This is a genomic window from Labrys sp. ALF-8 (assembly GCF_059699065.1).
The window spans coordinates 1,081,666-1,098,461 of sequence record NZ_AP048537.1; the positions used below are offsets into that span (position 1 = coordinate 1,081,666).

The following is a 16,796-nucleotide window of genomic DNA, read 5'->3' on the forward strand; positions in this document are numbered from 1 at the left end:
ACGCCGGCAGCGGAAGGCAGCGCTTGCGCGCAAAGGCACATCAATCAGACCCATCGTCAATGATTTGACCCGCATCTGACGGAGCCCGCCGAAAAGAGCGGTGATCCGAAAAGTATTATTCCTCAATGGCTTAATCCGGGATCGCCGCCTGTAGGGCGGCCATTCTCCTTACACTTTCCTTATTTGTCGGCGGTTGCCGGGCAGCCTATTTTCGGACCGTTCTCAAGAGCGCATTTCCCCCAAGCTCATGGCCACGATCCGACTTCGCAAAGCCCAGGCCGACGATCTCGACGCCCTGGTCGATCTCGAGTTCTCCATCTTTCCCGGTGACCGCATCTCCCGGCGCAGCTGGCGCGATCTTCTGAAAAGTCCCTCGGCGGCGGTGACCCTGGCGGCCGACGGTGAAAGCATCGTCGGCTGTACCGTCATGCTCCTCAACCGGCGCAGCGCCATTGCGCGCCTCTACTCGATCGCGGTCACGCCAGAAGCGCGCCGGCAGGGCGTTGCCGCGCTGCTCATGGATGCCGCCATCAGGGCTGCGGCCAGGGCCGGCGCCTGCCTGCTCCGTCTGGAGACCCGCTTCGACAACCTCGCAGCCCAGCGTCTGTTCGTTCGCCTCGGCTTCAAGCCCTTCAAGCGCGTCTCCGCCTACTACGAGGACGGAGCCGAGGCCATCCGTTACCAGCGCATGATTTCAGATGACGAAGTCAGCGCCCAATCCGAAAGCAAGCCATGTCATCTCAACTGATCATCGTCGAAAAGCGCAGCGACTTCCGCTGGTCCGCGCCCGAAGCCCGTGTCCTGACGGCACAGGAATTCATTGCCGAAGGCCGCACCCCCCTGCATCGCTCGCATCGGGTGATCAATCTCTGCCGAAGCTACGCCTATCTCAGCATCGGCTATTACGTCTCACTCCTGGCGGAGGCGCGCGGAGACCGGGTGACGCCGAGCGTCGAGACCATTACAGATCTCCAGCAGAAAGGCGTGCAGGCCCTCAAGCTGGCCGGGCTCAACCGCTGCCTCGGCCCATTGCCGTCGGTGCCGCGTTCGGTGGATGCCATGCGCGTACAGGTCTTCTTCGGCCATGCCGAAGATCGGGAACTGGCAGAAATGGCAGCGCGCAGCTTCGAGCTGTTCCGCTGCCCCCTGCTCGCCATAGATCTCGAACGCATCGGCGGAGGCGATGGCTGGAGGATCGCCAACCTCCATCCCCTCGATCCGCGCGATGTCGACGTCAGCCGCGACAAGGTCTTCCTCGACGCACTCGGCAAATTCTCGCGAAGGCCCTGGAGGGCGGCCCCGGCATCGAGCGGCCCTCGCATGGACCTTGCCGTGCTGCACGACCCCAGGGATCCGATGCCGCCTTCCAAGCTCAAGACGCTGCAGGCGATGGCGCGCATCGGCAGGGACATGGACATCGCCGTGGAGTTGATCGAGAAGAAGGATTTTCCGCGCCTCACGCAGTTCGACGCGCTGTTCATTCGCGAAACCACGGCTATCGGCCATCACACCTTCCGTTTTGCCCGCAAGGCGGCGAACGAGGGAATGCCGGTGATCGACGATCCCGATTCCATCCTACGCTGCACCAACAAGGCCTTTCTCTCCGAGCTCCTCACGGGAAACGGCATTGCAACGCCCCGTACCCTGTTCCTGACGAAGCGCACGTTGACGACTTTCGAAGCCGGCCTCGCCTATCCGGTCGTGCTGAAGGTGCCGGACGGAGCCTTCAGCCTCAGCGTCAAGAAGGCCGAGAACTGGCCGCAGTTCCAGGAGATCGCCACGGCGATGCTCAAGGAATCCGATCTCATCCTGGTCCAGGAATTCATCTACACCTCGTTTGACTGGCGCATCGGCATCCTTGGCGGCGAGGTGATCTTCGCGGCCAAGTATTTCATGTCCTCCGGCCACTGGCAGATCATTCAGCATGAGGGGGCCGGCAAATATGTCGAGGGCCGCACTCAGGCAGTGGCCGTGCAGGATGTGCCGCGCGAGGTGCTCGATCCTGCGATTGCTGCCGCTCGCCTGATCGGCGGCGGGCTCTATGGCGTCGACCTTAAGCAGACGAAGGCCGGCGTGCTGGTCATCGAGATCAACGATAATCCCAACATCGATATCGGCATGGAGGATGCGGCAGCCGGCGAGGATCTTTATCGCAAGCTGCTCCGGCATTTCCAGGCGATGGTCGATGCCCGGCACCAGCAGGCCCTGCCGTTGCAGAAGACCGGGAGTTGAGCGATCCACGGTCCGGGACGATCGTCTCGACCTAGATGCAGCCCGCCCTAATGCCTCGCGATCGCCTGCGACGGCGCAGGTCTCTGGCGGGGAGGAACGGGCGGCGCCGAGAGCAAGGGAGAGACGATGATGTCGGCGAGGCGGTCGGCGTCCCCATCGAAGCCATGGCCACCGGCTTCCGGCAGGATGGTGAAATCCGGCCGGGCATTGGCAAGCGCCGGGCAGGCCATCGCCGCCATGCGGTCTTCCTTGCCGTAGATGCACTGCACGCTCGGCGCGTCGATGCGTGCGGCCTCCGGAAGCAGCGGCGTCTCGTTTGGATAGTCGTCGTCGCTGAGTTCGACGCGCATGTCGGTCACCGGCGCGATCGAAAGCAGCGACACCACCGCCACGATGCGTTTCGTGGCCGGAGGCAGGCGGTTGTAGACGAGCGGCAAGGCGTCCGCCCCGAAGGAGTAGCCGACCAAGGCGACACGATCGACCGGCCAGGCCGCACGGAAGTGGCGGATGATCCGGCGCAGATCCACCGCGACATCACCCGGATCCCGCTTGGCCCAGAAATAGCGCCGGGAATCGACGGTCACCACGCCGACGCCACGCCTGGTGAGGGAGGTCGCGAGATTGCGGTTGAGCGGGCCCATGCCTCCGTCTCCGGTGAGCACTACGGCCAGGCGATGGGGAGGCGTGGCCGGCTGGGCGACATATAGCGGCAGGTCGGCGAGATCGGTGGGGCCATGCGGGCCGGCGTCCCTTCCCAGCGCTTCGGCCGCCTCCTCGGCAGCAGTCTCGTCTCCATCCTCGATTTCACGCAAGGCCGTGAAACTTGCCGAAGTCGCCGCGCTGGCGTCCGCATTGGTCAAAGCCGAAGCATTGACCGTGCAGGCCGGCACCGTATCGGGCTTCATGCTGGTGGTGTGAAGGGCGATGACCCCCGCGATGCTGTGGCCCGCCGCCTCCAGTGCCAGCGCCCTCGCGGCATTCTGGCCGAGGCCGGCGCCGGCCAGCACCGGCGTCCGGTAGGGTTCGATATCCAGCGCACGCTCGACATGCAGGGTGACGTTCTCGATATGGCCAGCGAGCTCGGAACAGCTCATCGCCCGGCCGAGGCCACCCGCGTGACGAACGATCGGCCAGCTCAGGCCGACGACGAGATCCCCGCGCTGCATGAACTCGACGGCGAGCGTGCTCTCGTCACGGTTGAAGCCATCGGAGTCGGACAGGAGCACGATCACGTTCTTGGGTGCCGCGAATGGCTTGAACAGCCTCACGTCGCCGAAGGTCGGATCAGTCGTGGCGCTGCGACCGGCTGCCTCAGCCATGGTTGCCGGCAGGGCCACGATCATCAGGGCCGACAACATGCAGATGAGACGCATGGGTCACCTAAATGAGCGTCACGTCACTCTCCGTAACACTCCTGTCACAAGGTAATCCTCAATATGCACGGGAGTCGAGACCTCAAGCCATTGGAGGCGATCACTTCATATTGATTCTGGTCATCATCACCGCGCCCAGGATCAACACGCCGCCGACGAACTGGTCCATGCTGAGAGCTTCGCCGAAGACGAAATAGGCGATGACGGCCGAGAGAATCGGATGCGAAAGCAGGATCGTCGCGACGATGCCGGCCGGCAATCGCCCGATCCCGACTGCGCTCAGCCCCTGGCCCAGCACCTGGCAGATCAGCCCGAGAGAGACGACCACGGCCCATCCCGCAACGGAGCGAGGCACGAGGGTCCCTCCCTCGGCCAGGGCGATGACGAGCAGGCACAGCGTGGCGGCGACGGTGGAGACCAGCGTCACGTCGGCGGCAAGGCGACTGCCGCGAGCCACGCGCAGGGCAACGAGATAGAAGGCATAGGACAACGCCGCGGCCGTGGCGAGCAGGTCGCCGCGCCCCATCGCGAAGCCGCCATGGTGTGCTCCGCTCGTGATCGCCACGCCGACGAGGGCAACCGCGAGAGCCATCATCACCACCAGGCGCAGGCGATCTCCGAGCAAAATGAAACCGGCGACGACCGAAGCGACAGGAGCGAGATTGGAGATGAAGCTTGCATTGGCGACCGAAGTGAGCGGCAGCGCGGCGTGATAGAAGGCGAGGTCGGCGGAAAAGGCGACACCGGCCAGGATGGCTGCGACGAGGCCCGGTCTGCGCAGCAAGGCGATGGGGGACGCACCGCCGGCTCTGGTTGTCTCGGCACGGGCCCACAGGAGGAGTACGGGCAAGGAGAAGAACAGCCTCCAGAAAGCCGTTGCCGCCGGCGCGACGTCGCTGAAACGAGCCAGGATAGGCGACCAGGAGATCGCGAGCACGGCCGCGATCATGGCGCCGAGACCGACGGAATCAACGGCTGGCAGGGCGGCGGAACGGCTCGATGAGGTAATGTCGCTCATGGGTACACAAAGGGGGGCAATAATTCAGCGCCCGACCATAGGCGAGGCTTCTCATAATCGAAAACGAATGTATCATATAGTTGGATATCAAATCCTTATGGATCGCAGCCATGCGCCATTTCGATACCGACAGTCTGGAAACGCTGGTCGCCATCGTCGATCGCGGTGGCTTCACGGCCGCGGGCGAGGCCCTCGGCAAGACGCAGGCAGCCGTCAGCGTGATCGTGTCGCGCCTCGAGGCGCGCGTCGGCAAGCGCCTGCTCGAGCGCTCGCGCAAGGGGGTGACACCCACTTTCGCGGGCGAGATCCTGATCGGCTATGCCCGCCGCATCCTCAGCCTGGAAGATGAAGCCCTGGCTGCCATCGGCGGCGACGAAGCCGCGGGCCGTGTGCGCCTGGCCGTGCCGGACGACTTCGTCGACATGATGGTGACGCCGCTGATCGGCGCCTTCTCGCGGCGTTTCCCGCGCGTGCAACTTGAAATGCGCTGCGATCTCTCCTTTCGCCTGGAGCCGATGGTCGAACGTGGCGAAGTGGATCTCGCCATCATCACGCAGGATCCGATCCGTCCGCTTGGAGAGGTTCTGCGGCGCGAGCCCCGCGCATGGTGCGCCGCGCGCGACCATCGGCCGGAGCTTCTCGACCCGCTCCCGCTCGCGATGTTCCCGGAAGGCTGCCGCTGCCGGCCGGATGCGCTTGCCGCCCTGGAGGCAATGGGCCGGCCGTGTCGCATCGCCTATACCTCCAGCCACATGCCGGGGATCCACTCGGCGGTGAATGCGGGGATGGCGGTCTCGATCCTCGGCGTTTCCTCGATCCCGAAGGAATGGCGCCGCCTCGGCGAGGCCGAGGGCTTTCCGGAATTGCCGCCGCTGGACATCGCTCTGGTGGTTCCCGCCAATGCAAGCGTCGCGACCAGGCGCTTTGCTGCGTTCCTGCGGGAAACCGTTTCCCAGCAGGAACTGGCGGCCTGAGACGTCAGGGATCCGAAACCGAGATCGATATGCCCCTTCGCGCCGAAATCACCGTCAGCAAGCCGTTGCGCATCGGCTTCATTCTGGCCAACGATTTCACGCTCTCGGCCTTCTCCCTCTTCGTGGACACGCTGCGCCTCGCCAGCGACGAAGGCGACCGGAGCGGCAAGATCCATTGCGACTGGGATGTGCTCAGCGCCAACGGCCATCTCATCCGCTCGAGCACCGGGATCGAGGTGGCACCGACGGCGACGTTCGGCGATCCCCGCCGCTTCACGCACATCGCCGTGGTCGGCGGCCTGCTTCGGGACATCGAGCCGGTCGGCGTCGCCGCCCTCGCCTTTCTGCGCCGGGCGGCACATGAGAACGTCCCCCTGATTGGGGTTTGCACCGGTGCCTTCATCCTTGCGCGCGCCGGGCTGATGCGCGGCCGCAAGGTCTGCGTGAGCTGGTATCACCTCGACGAGTTCCGCACGGAGTTCCCCGACAACCCACCGATCGCCGACCGACTTTTCTTCGTGGATGGCAACCGGATCACCTGTTCCGGCGGCGCGGGGGCGGCGGATCTTGCCGCCTTGCTGATCGAGCGCCATCTCGGCCTTGCGACGAAGCAGAAGGCCCTCGACGTCCTCCAGATCGAGAAGGCACGCGCGCCCTCAGATCCCCAGCCGCACATGCCCGTGGCCAAGCCGCCGGTCTCGGACAACCGCGTACGCCGGGCCTTGCTCATCATGGAGCAATCCATGGCCGATCCGCTGCCGATCTCAGAGATCGCCAGCCGCTGCGGTCTCTCGACCCGCGGCCTGGAGCGGGTTTTCATGAATACCCTCAATACGCGACCCAACGCGGCCTATGTCCGCCTTCGTCTCGAGATCGCGCATCAGATGGTGACGTCGACGGCAAAGAGCATGATCGAGATCGGCGGCGTGACGGGTTTCACCCATTCCTCGAACTTTTCCCGGCGTTTCAAGGAAGCCTTCGGCGTGACGCCGATCGCCCTACGAAGGGCATCGCAAGGCAGCGGACAGGAAGCGGTCGCCCTGTCGTGAACACTCCCCTCAACGCGGCGGCAGCGTCGTGCCCCTCACATCGGCGGCTCGACTGGAAAGCAGGAAGGCCGCAATGTCGGCGAATGCCGGGGTGCCGGCCAGTACCTGGTTGACACGGATATCCTGCGACGCGAACGCATCGCTGAAGTGCCGCGCGGTCTCGGCCAGGGCGCCGCGTATGCCGGCGGAGGGCCAGGCCTCTCCCTTCCTCTCCGCGCCCGCGACCAGAAGGATAGAGCTGGAGGCATGCATCAGCGGCGCGGCCGCCTCGATCGCCTCGACGGCGTGGCCGACATTGAGCGCGAGCCCGGCCTGCCACATGTCCCGATCAGGGCCGCTCTTCAAAGCAATGGCGCCGTTACAGACCAGGCCGTCCAGGCGTCCGAATATCTCGACCACGCTGGCGACGAAGGCCGCGGCTTCGCCGGGAACGGAGAGATCGCAGGCATAGGCGAGGCAACGCCCGCCATGTCCCTCGATCACGCCATGCGCATCGGCAAGCTCCTGGGCCGAACGCGCCGCGATCGCCACGGCCGCTCCTTCTGCGGCAAGGCGCTCGGCAATGGCGAGACACACACCGCGCGATGCGCCGGTCAGCGCGAACACCTTGCCGGCAAATTCGAGATCCATGCTCTGCTCACTTCAAAAGGGAGCAGAGAGTGTCAGATGGCGGAGGAATGAGCAACGTGGCGCGAGCCGATGGAAGACCCCGCATTGCATCTACTCCTCTCGCTGCCGCTCCTACGCGCCGGCCGGACGTGAAGCCCGCCTGACGAAGAAATGGCGGCCGGGATAGATCTAAAGGCAAGGCGGCTTGCGCCTCCGGCGCTACTGCATCAGGCGCGGCACGGTACCGGTCAGTCCGGTCGCCTCGCGGATGAAGAAGCGCTTGGCGAGCGGAAAGCGCTCCACCAGGCCAAGGCCGACATCGCGGACCAGGCGGATGGCATCGTGGTCGTTGGAGAAGAGGCGGTTGAGACCATCGGTCGCCATGCCCATCGACACCGTGTCGAAGCGGCGCCAGCGCTGATAGCGCTCGAGCACATCGGGCGAGCCGATATCGAGGCCGAGTCCCGCCGCGTCGGCGATGCATTCGCTCAAGGCGGCCGCGTCGCGTATGCCGAGATTGAGCCCCTGCCCGGCAATCGGATGGATGAGATGGGCCGCGTCTCCCACAAGGGCGAGGCGCTCGCCGACGAAACTGCGGGCGATGCGCATGGCGAGTGGAAAGGCAGCACGCGGGCCGACCGCGCGAAACTCTCCGAGCCTGAGGCCGAAGCGCTTCTCGAGTTCGGCATGGAAGGCATCGTCGTCGAGGCCGACGATGCGCTGGGCCTCCGCGGTCCTTTCCGTCCACACCAGCGACGATCGCCGCCCGGTCAGCGGCAGGATGGCGAACGGGCCGGCGGGCAGGAAATGCTCTTCGGCGCGGCCCTCATGGTCCAGTTCGTGCTCCACAGTCGTCACGATGCCGGACTGGCCATAGTCCCAGCCATGCATGGCGATGCCGGCCTGCTCACGCAGGCGCGAGCGCCCACCGTCGGCGGCTACCAGCAGACGCGCCGTGATATCGTCTCCCGACGGCAGGATCGTGGTGATCTCCTCGCCGTCCAACCGGTATCGGCTGACGGTCGCCCCCTGGCCTCGCAAGTCGACGCCGAGCGCCTCGGCGCGCCTTGCCAGCGCATCGAGCAGGAGGCGGTTCTCGACCATGTGCCCGAAGGACTCGCCCGGCTCGACATCGCCGCCGAAGGAGAGGAAGGTCGGGCGGATCGGGTCGTCCAGCTTGGAATCGGTGATGACCATGTCGAGGATGGGCTGGCTCTCCGCGGCCACCTCGCCCCAGACGCCGAGCCTCTCGAAGAAGCGGCGCGCGCCGGCGGCAATGGCGGATGCCCTGGCATCGCGCGAAGGTGCACCGCCGAGCAGGGGATCGACGACTGCGATGTCGAACCCGGCGCCGAGTTCAACCTTCAGCGCCACGGCAAGGCCGAGACCGGCAAAGCCGCCACCCGCGATGATGAGATCGGCTTGCTTCACCATTGTTGATCCTCACACTTGACTTTCGGCGGCCGGGACGGCTGGCATGCGGCTACCAAGGAAAGTTCCATGCCCGATCCCATATCCAATCTGCTCTCGATACTCGATCTCGAACAACTCGAACATAACCTTTACCGCGGCACGAGCCCGCAGGTGGGATGGCAAAGGGTCTTCGGCGGCCTTGTGATCAGCCAGGCCCTCGTGGCGGCAACCCGCACCGTCGACGCCGAGCGCCGGGTGCATTCCCTGCATGGCTATTTTCTTCGGCCGGGCGATCCGAGCGTCCCGATCATCTACGAAGTCGACCGCCTGCGCGACGGCAAGAGCTTCGCCACCCGCCGCGCCATCGCCATCCAGCACGGTCAGCCGATCTTCTCGCTGTCCTGCTCCTATCATCGCCAGGAGGAGGGCTGGTATCACCAGTCCACCATGCCCGAGGTGCCCAAGCCCGACCAGTTGCCGAGCGACAGCGAGCTGAAGGAGCGCTTCCTGGCGCTCATGCCGAAGAGCGTCCGCGACTACTGGGAGCGCGAGCGGCCGATCGAACTCCGTCCGGTCGATCTCACGCGCTATGTCGCCCGCATCCCGCAGGAACCGCGGCAATATATCTGGATCCGGGCAGCGGGTAAGCTGCCGGACGACCCCGCGCTGCACGAAGCCGTGCTCGCCTATGCATCCGACATGACTCTGCTCGACACCACGCTCGTGGCCCATGGCAAGAGCGTGTTCGACATAGACGTGCAGGCCGCTTCGATCGACCACGCCCTCTGGTTCCATGCTCCCTTCAAGATGGACGAATGGCTGCTCTACGCCCAGGAGAGCCCCTTCACCGGCGGTGCACGCGGCTTCGCCCGCGGCCAGATCTGGCAGGGGGGCAGGCTGATCGCCTCCGTCGCCCAGGAAGGACTGGTGAGGCCGAGATGGGAGAAGGATACCAGCCTGGGCGACGTGTCGCGCTAAGGCAGACGCGCGGACGCCCCGGCTTACCGCAACAGTCCTTGGAGTGCCGCGCACAGATCCTGTCCGTTCCCTTCCACGAGCACCATCTTCACGCGACTAGTCGCGCCCTGCGCGATCGAGACGCGAGAGGCAGGCACTCTCAGGGTCTTCGCGAGGAGTTTCACCAGCGCCTGGTTGGCCTCGCCCTCCGTGGGCGCGGCGCGCACGCGCGCCGTGAGCACCGGCCTTTCGTCCGAGAGAACTTCGACTGCGCCGAGCGCATCCTTGCCGCCGCGCGGGGTCAGGCGCACGGCGACGACCAGTCCGTCCGGCGTGACGCGCCAGGGAACGGCCTCCCCCACGATCAGAAGACGTTGGGATAGATGTAGAGGGCGATCACCCGCTGGATGAAATAGATGAGCAGGATCACCACGAAGGGGGACAGATCCAACGCGCCGAAATCCGGCAGGCGACGGCGGATCGGCGCCAGCACGGGCTCGGTCAGGCGGTAGAGGACATCGCCGATGGAGGCGACGGCTGGATTGCGCCGGTTCACGATGTTGAAGGCCACGAGCCAGTTCAGGACGATGGCCGCCAATATGACGAAGACATAGGCCTGAAGGAGATAGATTACGATCTCGAGAAGGGGACGCATCGTGGCTTCCTGGTCATTTTTACCTCTCATGATCTAGCGAGCACCCGGCCGCACGGCAAGGGGCCCGAGCAGCCGTTTGCGCGGCATGGGCCCCCAAAACGCATTGCCTCCCGCAACAATCTCTGCGACACATCGGCCATGAGCACGCATGATCACGACCATGACCATGATGATGGACACCATCATGGCGCGCCGCCGTCGCCGATGGCCGAGCGGGTGAAGAAACTCGAGGCCGTGCTGGTCGAGAAGGGCTATGTCGATCCGGCGGCCCTCGACGTCTACATCGACACCTACGAGACCAAGGTGGGACCGCGCAACGGGGCCCATGTGGTCGCCCACGCCTGGCGTGACGAGGAGTTCCACAACTGGCTTCTCAAGGACGCGACGGCCGCGATCGCCTCGCTAGGCTATTCCGGGCGACAGGGCGAACACATGAAGGTCGTGGAGAATACGCCAGAGGTCCACAACCTGATCGTCTGCACGCTTTGCTCCTGCTATCCCTGGTCCGTCCTCGGACTGCCGCCGGTCTGGTACAAGTCGGCTCCCTATCGCTCGCGGGCGGTGATCGATCCGCGTGGTGTTTTGGAGGAATTCGGTCTGAAGCTGCCGGCCGACAAGGAAATCCGGGTCTGGGATTCCACCGCGGAACTGCGCTACCTCGTGCTGCCCGAAAGGCCGGACGGCACCAAGGGCTGGAGTGAAATGGCGCTCGCCCAGCTCATCACCCGCGATTCCATGATCGGCACCGGGTTGGCCATCCAGCCGGGCGGCCTATAGGCCTTGCCCTCCCCGCGCAGGTCCCAGGCATAAGAACAAGAAACCCTCCATGACACGTTTCATCGCCAATGCCCGCATGTACTCGGTCACGCCGGAGGTGGAGGAGAGCTGGAAGGTGCTCCTCGGCAACGTGCTGGCCATGGCAGGCGCCGATTTTGACTATGTGCCCTACCCCGCGCCCAAACCGTTGGAGGTGCTCTGGGAGCGGGAGGATCTGGGCTGCGTCTTCATGTGCGGTTACCCGATCGCCTTCCAGCTATCGGAAGTCATCCCCATCGCCGCGCCGATCCCTTCCGCTTCCTGGTCGCAAGGCAAGCCCCTTTACCGTTCGGACCTGATCGTCCGGAAGGACAGCCCCTTCCAGCGCATCGAGGACACGTTCGGACATCGCATCGGCTGGACGGTGGAGCACTCCCACTCGGGCTTCAATGCCTTGCGCTACCATCTCCTCGCCTATCGCAGGCCGGAGCGTCCAACGCTCTATGGCGAGGTCCACGGCAACCTCATCACCGCGCGCGGCATCCTGGACAAGGTGCTGGCGGGCGAGATCGATGTCGGCCCGCTCGATGCCTATTGGCATGATTTGATCCGCGCCCACCGCCCCGACCTCACCGACGGCATCCGGGTTATCGGCAGCACGGATCTTGCTCCCATTCCTTCCTTCGTCGCCGCCCCGGGCCTGCCGCCGGAGACGATCGGGAAGCTCAGGTCCGCATTCTCCGCCGCCCATCGCCAGCCCTGGTTCGCGCCGCTGGGCCAGACGCTGCGCCTCGCCGGTTTCGCGCCGGTGGAGCTCTCCGACTTCGAGCGCACGCTTGCCTGGGATCGGGAAGCCAGGGCGCAGGGATATGCAATGATCGCGTGAGGCGCACAGCCCTCATCCAAAGGAAAAGGGCGGAGAGACCCCTCATCCGCCCTTTGACGCCCTCCCTGGGGAGGGCGATATCCTCTCAGAACGCCCGCCTCAGAAAAGAGGCTCGGGCTCCAACGACGAGCGGGACTTGGGCCGCGGCTTCGGTGCGGGTTCCGGCATGCCGCCCATGTTGGCCTCGACGGCGACCGGCCGAATGGCCACGGTCGGCACCGAGCGGGAGGCCTGGGCAACGACCGCCTTCGGGCGCTGGGGCTTGGGAGCGGGAGCCGCATCGGCCACACCCGACGGACCCTGTTCGAAGTTGAACTGGGGCTGCGACGGACGATTGCGTGCCGGCGCCAGGTGAACCTGACCGACCGATGGACGAACCGGCGGCAGCGGCTCGGTCACATTGCCCGCGTCGATATCGTTCTGCGCGACTTCCGTATCAGGCGCGCGCACCTTCTTCGCAGCGTTCAGGCGGGCAGGACGCGAGGGCGGGAGGATATCGATGACAGGATCCGCCTGCGGGCCGGCATCGGCCTGGTAAGCCGCAGCCGCCAGGGGGCGAGCCGCAGCGCCACGCGTATATTTGCGGGGCTCGAGCGGCGGCAAGGGCGTCTCGGCCGAAGCCACGACCATGCGAGCCTGCTTGGGAAGCGGAGCGGGGACCGGCGACGGAAGCGGCGGCATGTCGGCCTGCGCCACCATCACGGGTGCCGGAGCCGGTGCGCCGTTACGCGGCGTGCTTCGCTTCTCGTAGAAGGCATTGCCGCCAGCAACGGCGACATAGTGCATGTTGCTGTAGGGATAGGTGTAGCCGGCGGTGTGGAAGAACATGACATTCTTCGCCATGCCGGGATAACGCTTGCCGGAGAGGACCGCGTCGGCCATGCGGAAGGCACGCGGCTTGCCGGAATCGGCCATCTGCTTGGTGAGGACGCCGGGTGCGAACTGCACGCGCTGGCCGACAACACCGCAGACGGACCGCGGATACCGTCCGGATTCGACCCGGTTCATCACGACCGTTCCGACGGCGAGCATGCCGTCGTCGCTCGATCGGTTGGATTCGAAATACATCGCTCGCGCCAGGCACTCACGCTCATTGGTCGTGCTGGCCACACGCGAGCCGGAGAAGAGGGCGCAGCCGCCAAGGCCGGACGTCGCAATCGCGATCGCGAAGAAACGTGCGGCAAATTTGAGGGTGTCTGTTTTCATACGCTCGTTGTGCTGTGGGGAAGTTAACGACCGGTAACGAATTATGTGGCGAAAAAACAACGGCGCTACAAAACTTCTCCACATGGGGGTCTTTTTAAGGGAATGGTTAGCACTTTCTTGCCACAGAGTGGCGAATCTGCAACAATTTGTCTGACAAATAAGCCCGTTTTTGGCTGAGAGAGACAGAGTTCGTCATGCGCAGACAGGCGAGGTCGGGCTCTGCCGGAAAGTGAGTCTTTCTCCGCGGACGAGCCCCGATCCGCCGCCTTTCGGCCACACACCCGCCGCTATGCGCAGGCTTGCGAGACAACCTCTCCGATTGACGCGGCATCGTCCCAGCGCCATAGCAAGAGGCCATCGGGACAGAATCGCCCGGATCGGAGAGGAACCATGAACGCACCAGTGAAGGCACACGGCGCCAATAGAACCCAGACGGACGAGCTCCTGGAACGGCGCGCCAATGTCTTTTCGCGCGGCATGAGCGCGGGGCAGCCCGTTTTCGCAGCCAAGGCCAAGAATTCCGAGATCTGGGATGTGGAAGGGCGGCGCTTCATCGACTTCGGGGGTGGCATTGCGGTGCTCAACACGGGCCACCGCCACCCCACGGTGATGAAGCGCGTCTACGAGCAGTTGGACAAATACACGCACACCTGCCTGATGGTGACGCCTTATGAGCCGGCCGTCACGCTGGCCGAGAAGCTCATCGCCATGGCGCCGATCTCCGGCCCGAAGAAGGTGATGCTGGTGACCACCGGCGCCGAGGCGGTGGAAAACGCCATCAAGGTCGCCAGGGCCTCCACCGGCCGTTCCGACGTCATCGTCTTCAACGGCGCCTTCCACGGCCGCACGCTGCTGACCATGGCGATGACGGGCAAGGTCGTGCCCTACAAGAGCAAGTTCGGCCCCTTCCCAGGCGGTGTGTGGCGCGTGCCCTATCCGATCGAGCACAAGGGCATCTCGGCGGACGACACCTTCGAGGCCTTCAAATGGCTGTTCAAGACCGATGTCGATCCGAAGAATGTCGCCGCCATCGTGATCGAGCCAGTGCAGGGCGAAGGCGGCTTCTACATTGCCTCGCCGGAGTTCCTGAAGCGCCTGCGCGCACTCTGTGACGAGCACGGCATCCTCCTCATCGCCGACGAGATCCAGACCGGCTTCGGACGCACCGGCAAGTGGTTCGCCATGGAGCATGCCGGTGTGGAGCCGGACCTGATGACCACTGCCAAGAGCCTGGCCGGCGGGTTCCCCCTCGCCGGCGTGATCGGCAAGGCCGCCATCATGGACGCTCCCGACCCGGGAGGCCTCGGCGGCACCTATGCCGGCAATCCCGTGGCCTGCGCCGCCGCTCTCGGTGTGATCGAGGCCTTCGAGACCGAGGGCCTGCTTGAGAAATCGCTGAAGCAGGGCGAGACGATCATCAAGCGCCTCAAGGCGATCAAGCGCCGCAAGGAAGGCCGCCCGATCGGCGACATCCGCGGCCTCGGCGGCATGACGGCCTTCGAACTGGTCACCAGCCACGGCGGCAGCGAGCCCGATCCCAACGCCGCCAAGGCGCTGGCGGCCGATTGCCTGGAGCGTGGGCTGATGATCCTCACCTGCGGCGTCTTCGGCGAGACGGTGCGCCTGCTCGCTCCCCTCACCATCCAGCCCCGCGTGCTGAAGGAGGGCCTCGACATTCTCGAGGCCGCCCTCGTCGCGCCGAAGTGACCCTCAGGCCGTTTCGTATCCTCATCCTGCCATTCCTGCTGGCGATGCTCGTCGCCAGCGGTACGGCCCGGGCGCAGGTGCATATCGGCAACGATGTCTTCGTCGGCGGCCACCGGGTCACCCCCGGCGTCTATCGCTCCGTCCATATCGAGACCACGACCCGCCGCCCGCCCTGGTATGGCTGCCGCTGGTTCGCCCCCGGCTCCACATATCGGGGCAGGCCCATCCGGGTCCGCACGAAGATCTGCAACTGGAAGCAGGTGCCGTACGATAGGAGAAGGCGGTAGTCCCCCGGGACCGCCGGCATCCTGCCGGCCCCGGGGCAGCAGGACGATTTCTGGTCAGGCGCACCACTTCCTTGCCGGCCTGGAGGTCGGCAAGCGAACACCATGCTTTCCGGATAAGGCATTGCTTCCAGGAGGCCGGCAGGATGCGGGCGGTTCCAGGAAAGCCTACACCCTCTCCCAGGCCCCGCTCTTTTCCGAGCGGAACAGCGCGTCGATGATCTTCATGTTCTGCACCGCATCGGCTGGACCATAGGGCAGCGTGATCTCGCCGCGCACGGCCTTCGAGAAGGCTTCGGCCTGCTCCGCATATTGATCGACGGGGTGTATGACCTCAGGCACCGCCGAGACGTCGCCGAGCTTCGAGCCGTCATCGGTGATCACGGTCACGGCTTCCATCTGCGGCGCGTTGAAGGGAATGGTGACCTGGAAACGTTTCTTCGTGCCAACGATATCGACCCGCTGCAAGGGCGTGAGCTGGGTGGAGCAGGTGAACTCGGTGCGCCGCCCCCCGCCGAAATCGAGAATTGCCGAGGCGAGGCGATCGACACCCGTATCCGGATCGCGATCGACCAGCGCCACGACGCGCTGCGGCTCGGCACCGAAGATGAAGCGGCCCGCCACGATGGGGTAGCAGCCGATATCCATGATGCCGCCGCCGCCGATGTCGAGCTGGTTGCGGATATTGGCTGGGTCGACGTTGTAATAGGAGAAGAAAGCCTGGATCGCGCGGACCTCGCCGAGTTCGCCCGAACGGGCCGCCTCGCGGGCGCGTAGCCATTGCGGGTGGAAGCGCACCATGAAGGCCTCCATCACCAGCCGGTCCTGCGGCAGGGATAGCAGCTTGGCCGCATCGTCGGCATCGAGGCCGATCGGCTTTTCGCACAGGACGTGCTTGCCGGCCGCGACGGCCTGCAAGGTCAGTGGCACATGAAGGTGATTGGGCAGGGGATTGTAGACCGCCTCGATTTCCGGATCGGCCAGCATCTCCTCGTAGGAACCGTAGGCCTTGGGAATGCCGAGTTCCTTCGCCGCCTCCTGTGCCCGTGCGAGATCGCGCGATGCGATGGCGACAACCTCCGCGGACGGTGCCCTCTGGATGCCCGGAATCACCTTGCCCGTGCCGATCTTGGCGGTCGAAATGATGCCCCAACGCGTCTTGGCCATGCCGGCTCTCCTCCCTGATATGTCTGACTATTTCTGGCATGGCAGGGGAGAGGATGGAAGCCCCGGGATCGCCTTCCGCTCTGGATGCGGGGGTGACCAAAGGTACCAACCGATGATCGACCCCCCAGGAAAGGCGCCTGGGATCAGGCCTTCTTCACGAATTCCGTCCGCAGGACCAGGCCCTTGACCTTCTCGACCTTCCCTTCGATCTCGTCGGGATCATCGGTCAGGCGGATATTCTTGACCAGCGTGCCGCGCTTGAGGGTAACGGACGTTCCCTTCACCTTGAGATCCTTGATGAGGGTCACGGAGTCCCCGTCGCTCAGGGTTGTGCCGTTGCTGTCCTTGACGTCGCTCATGCCGAATCCTGTTGGTTGTTGCGGCAGCCTCATAGCAGGCCTGGCCGGAAAGGCGAACTTCGCTGGGACCGCCGGCTTCCAGCCGGCTTTTCAGTGACGGAGCGAAAAGGAGCGCTCCTTCCGCTCACAGGGAGCCGGCTGGAAGCCGGCG

18 protein-coding genes are annotated in these 16,796 nt (G+C 65.1%); 9 read left to right on the forward strand and 9 right to left on the reverse strand.

All coding sequences use genetic code 11. From position 1 onward, the window contains the following. Positions 1-247: 247 nt before the first annotated feature. Both AC6H34_RS04925 and AC6H34_RS04930 read left to right on the forward strand, forming a co-directional pair. On the forward strand, positions 248-748 hold the full coding sequence (locus AC6H34_RS04925) for a GNAT family N-acetyltransferase (RefSeq protein WP_448151075.1): 501 nt from the start codon (positions 248-250) through the stop codon (positions 746-748). Continuing rightward, positions 733-2,232: a RimK family ATP-grasp domain-containing protein gene (locus AC6H34_RS04930; protein WP_497538081.1), complete on the forward strand. Its 1,500-nt coding sequence runs from the start codon at positions 733-735 to the stop codon at positions 2,230-2,232. The genes AC6H34_RS04925 and AC6H34_RS04930 overlap by 16 nt, the downstream gene beginning before the upstream one ends. Before the next feature lie 47 nt (positions 2,233-2,279). On the opposite strand, the gene AC6H34_RS04935 is transcribed toward AC6H34_RS04930, so the two are convergent. Together AC6H34_RS04935 and AC6H34_RS04940 are read right to left on the reverse strand one after the other, a co-directional pair. Further along, positions 2,280-3,605, reverse strand: coding sequence for an AcvB/VirJ family lysyl-phosphatidylglycerol hydrolase (locus AC6H34_RS04935; RefSeq protein ID WP_497538082.1), 1,326 nt, complete (start codon positions 3,603-3,605; stop codon positions 2,280-2,282). 100 nt (positions 3,606-3,705) lie between these two features. Then, complete coding sequence (locus tag AC6H34_RS04940; RefSeq protein WP_497538083.1) at positions 3,706-4,623, reverse strand: DMT family transporter; 918 nt, start codon at positions 4,621-4,623, stop codon at positions 3,706-3,708. 110 nt (positions 4,624-4,733) lie between these two features. Between AC6H34_RS04940 and AC6H34_RS04945 the strand changes: the two genes are divergently transcribed. Both AC6H34_RS04945 and AC6H34_RS04950 read left to right on the forward strand, forming a co-directional pair. Beyond that, the gene (locus tag AC6H34_RS04945) at positions 4,734-5,597 is read left to right on the forward strand and encodes a LysR substrate-binding domain-containing protein (protein ID WP_448151071.1); all 864 of its coding nucleotides are present in this window, start codon (positions 4,734-4,736) and stop codon (positions 5,595-5,597) included. A 29-nt stretch (positions 5,598-5,626) separates the two neighbouring features. Further along, complete coding sequence (locus AC6H34_RS04950) at positions 5,627-6,646, forward strand: GlxA family transcriptional regulator (RefSeq protein WP_448151070.1); 1,020 nt, start codon at positions 5,627-5,629, stop codon at positions 6,644-6,646. A 9-nt stretch (positions 6,647-6,655) separates the two neighbouring features. On the opposite strand, the gene AC6H34_RS04955 is transcribed toward AC6H34_RS04950, so the two are convergent. Beyond that, on the reverse strand, positions 6,656-7,276 hold the full coding sequence (locus tag AC6H34_RS04955) for an SDR family oxidoreductase (protein WP_497538084.1): 621 nt from the start codon (positions 7,274-7,276) through the stop codon (positions 6,656-6,658). A gap of 198 nt (positions 7,277-7,474) precedes the next feature. Continuing rightward, positions 7,475-8,689, reverse strand: coding sequence for a ubiquinone biosynthesis hydroxylase (locus AC6H34_RS04960; RefSeq protein ID WP_448151068.1), 1,215 nt, complete (start codon positions 8,687-8,689; stop codon positions 7,475-7,477). A 66-nt stretch (positions 8,690-8,755) separates the two neighbouring features. On the opposite strand from AC6H34_RS04960, the gene tesB reads away from it, so the two are divergent. Next, positions 8,756-9,646: an acyl-CoA thioesterase II gene (gene tesB / locus AC6H34_RS04965; protein ID WP_448151067.1), complete on the forward strand. Its 891-nt coding sequence runs from the start codon at positions 8,756-8,758 to the stop codon at positions 9,644-9,646. A gap of 23 nt (positions 9,647-9,669) precedes the next feature. Here the strand turns inward: tesB and AC6H34_RS04970 are convergent, their stop codons facing one another. Both AC6H34_RS04970 and AC6H34_RS04975 read right to left on the reverse strand, forming a co-directional pair. Further along, a complete protein-coding gene (locus AC6H34_RS04970) occupies positions 9,670-9,987 on the reverse strand; it encodes a DUF167 family protein (RefSeq protein WP_497538085.1) in 318 nt (105 codons plus the stop codon). A 2-nt stretch (positions 9,988-9,989) separates the two neighbouring features. Then, positions 9,990-10,280: a YggT family protein gene (locus AC6H34_RS04975; protein ID WP_448151418.1), complete on the reverse strand. Its 291-nt coding sequence runs from the start codon at positions 10,278-10,280 to the stop codon at positions 9,990-9,992. Between the two features lie 138 nt (positions 10,281-10,418). Between AC6H34_RS04975 and nthA the strand changes: the two genes are divergently transcribed. Together nthA and AC6H34_RS04985 are read left to right on the forward strand one after the other, a co-directional pair. Beyond that, positions 10,419-11,057 carry a nitrile hydratase subunit alpha gene (gene nthA, locus AC6H34_RS04980; protein WP_497538086.1) on the forward strand — a complete coding sequence of 213 codons (639 nt, stop codon included), beginning with the start codon at positions 10,419-10,421 and terminating at the stop codon, positions 11,055-11,057. A gap of 49 nt (positions 11,058-11,106) precedes the next feature. Next, positions 11,107-11,922 carry a phosphate/phosphite/phosphonate ABC transporter substrate-binding protein gene (locus AC6H34_RS04985; RefSeq protein ID WP_448151064.1) on the forward strand — a complete coding sequence of 272 codons (816 nt, stop codon included), beginning with the start codon at positions 11,107-11,109 and terminating at the stop codon, positions 11,920-11,922. A gap of 99 nt (positions 11,923-12,021) precedes the next feature. On the opposite strand, the gene AC6H34_RS04990 is transcribed toward AC6H34_RS04985, so the two are convergent. Beyond that, positions 12,022-13,128, reverse strand: coding sequence for a cell wall hydrolase (locus AC6H34_RS04990; RefSeq protein WP_448151063.1), 1,107 nt, complete (start codon positions 13,126-13,128; stop codon positions 12,022-12,024). Positions 13,129-13,518: 390 nt separating this feature from the next. On the opposite strand from AC6H34_RS04990, the gene gabT reads away from it, so the two are divergent. Next, a complete protein-coding gene (gene gabT / locus AC6H34_RS04995) occupies positions 13,519-14,835 on the forward strand; it encodes a 4-aminobutyrate--2-oxoglutarate transaminase (RefSeq protein WP_448151062.1) in 1,317 nt (438 codons plus the stop codon). After that, entirely contained in the window at positions 14,832-15,122 is a 291-nt protein-coding gene (locus AC6H34_RS05000) for a hypothetical protein (protein WP_448151061.1), read from the forward strand. Before gabT ends, AC6H34_RS05000 begins: the two co-directional genes overlap by 4 nt. A 165-nt stretch (positions 15,123-15,287) precedes the next feature. Here AC6H34_RS05000 and AC6H34_RS05005 read toward each other — a convergent pair whose 3' ends face one another. Beyond that, positions 15,288-16,286: a Gfo/Idh/MocA family protein gene (locus tag AC6H34_RS05005; protein ID WP_448151060.1), complete on the reverse strand. Its 999-nt coding sequence runs from the start codon at positions 16,284-16,286 to the stop codon at positions 15,288-15,290. Between the two features lie 143 nt (positions 16,287-16,429). Continuing rightward, a complete protein-coding gene (locus tag AC6H34_RS05010) occupies positions 16,430-16,645 on the reverse strand; it encodes an alkylphosphonate utilization protein (RefSeq protein ID WP_428184612.1) in 216 nt (71 codons plus the stop codon). Positions 16,646-16,796: the final 151 nt, after the last annotated feature.

Coding starts and splice junctions, on each gene's coding strand:
- tesB (WP_448151067.1), top strand. CDS start 8,756: ATGCCCGATCCCATATCCAATCTGCTCTCGATACTCGATCTCGAACAA.
- AC6H34_RS05010 (WP_428184612.1), bottom strand. CDS start 16,645: ATGAGCGACGTCAAGGACAGCAACGGCACAACCCTGAGCGACGGGGAC.
- AC6H34_RS04975 (WP_448151418.1), bottom strand. CDS start 10,280: ATGCGTCCCCTTCTCGAGATCGTAATCTATCTCCTTCAGGCCTATGTC.
- nthA (WP_497538086.1), top strand. CDS start 10,419: ATGAGCACGCATGATCACGACCATGACCATGATGATGGACACCATCAT.
- AC6H34_RS04990 (WP_448151063.1), bottom strand. CDS start 13,128: ATGAAAACAGACACCCTCAAATTTGCCGCACGTTTCTTCGCGATCGCG.
- AC6H34_RS04935 (WP_497538082.1), bottom strand. CDS start 3,605: ATGCGTCTCATCTGCATGTTGTCGGCCCTGATGATCGTGGCCCTGCCG.
- AC6H34_RS04955 (WP_497538084.1), bottom strand. CDS start 7,276: ATGGATCTCGAATTTGCCGGCAAGGTGTTCGCGCTGACCGGCGCATCG.
- AC6H34_RS04930 (WP_497538081.1), top strand. CDS start 733: ATGTCATCTCAACTGATCATCGTCGAAAAGCGCAGCGACTTCCGCTGG.
- AC6H34_RS04985 (WP_448151064.1), top strand. CDS start 11,107: ATGACACGTTTCATCGCCAATGCCCGCATGTACTCGGTCACGCCGGAG.
- AC6H34_RS04945 (WP_448151071.1), top strand. CDS start 4,734: ATGCGCCATTTCGATACCGACAGTCTGGAAACGCTGGTCGCCATCGTC.
- AC6H34_RS05005 (WP_448151060.1), bottom strand. CDS start 16,286: ATGGCCAAGACGCGTTGGGGCATCATTTCGACCGCCAAGATCGGCACG.
- AC6H34_RS04940 (WP_497538083.1), bottom strand. CDS start 4,623: ATGAGCGACATTACCTCATCGAGCCGTTCCGCCGCCCTGCCAGCCGTT.
- AC6H34_RS04925 (WP_448151075.1), top strand. CDS start 248: ATGGCCACGATCCGACTTCGCAAAGCCCAGGCCGACGATCTCGACGCC.
- AC6H34_RS04950 (WP_448151070.1), top strand. CDS start 5,627: ATGCCCCTTCGCGCCGAAATCACCGTCAGCAAGCCGTTGCGCATCGGC.
- gabT (WP_448151062.1), top strand. CDS start 13,519: ATGAACGCACCAGTGAAGGCACACGGCGCCAATAGAACCCAGACGGAC.
- AC6H34_RS04960 (WP_448151068.1), bottom strand. CDS start 8,689: ATGGTGAAGCAAGCCGATCTCATCATCGCGGGTGGCGGCTTTGCCGGT.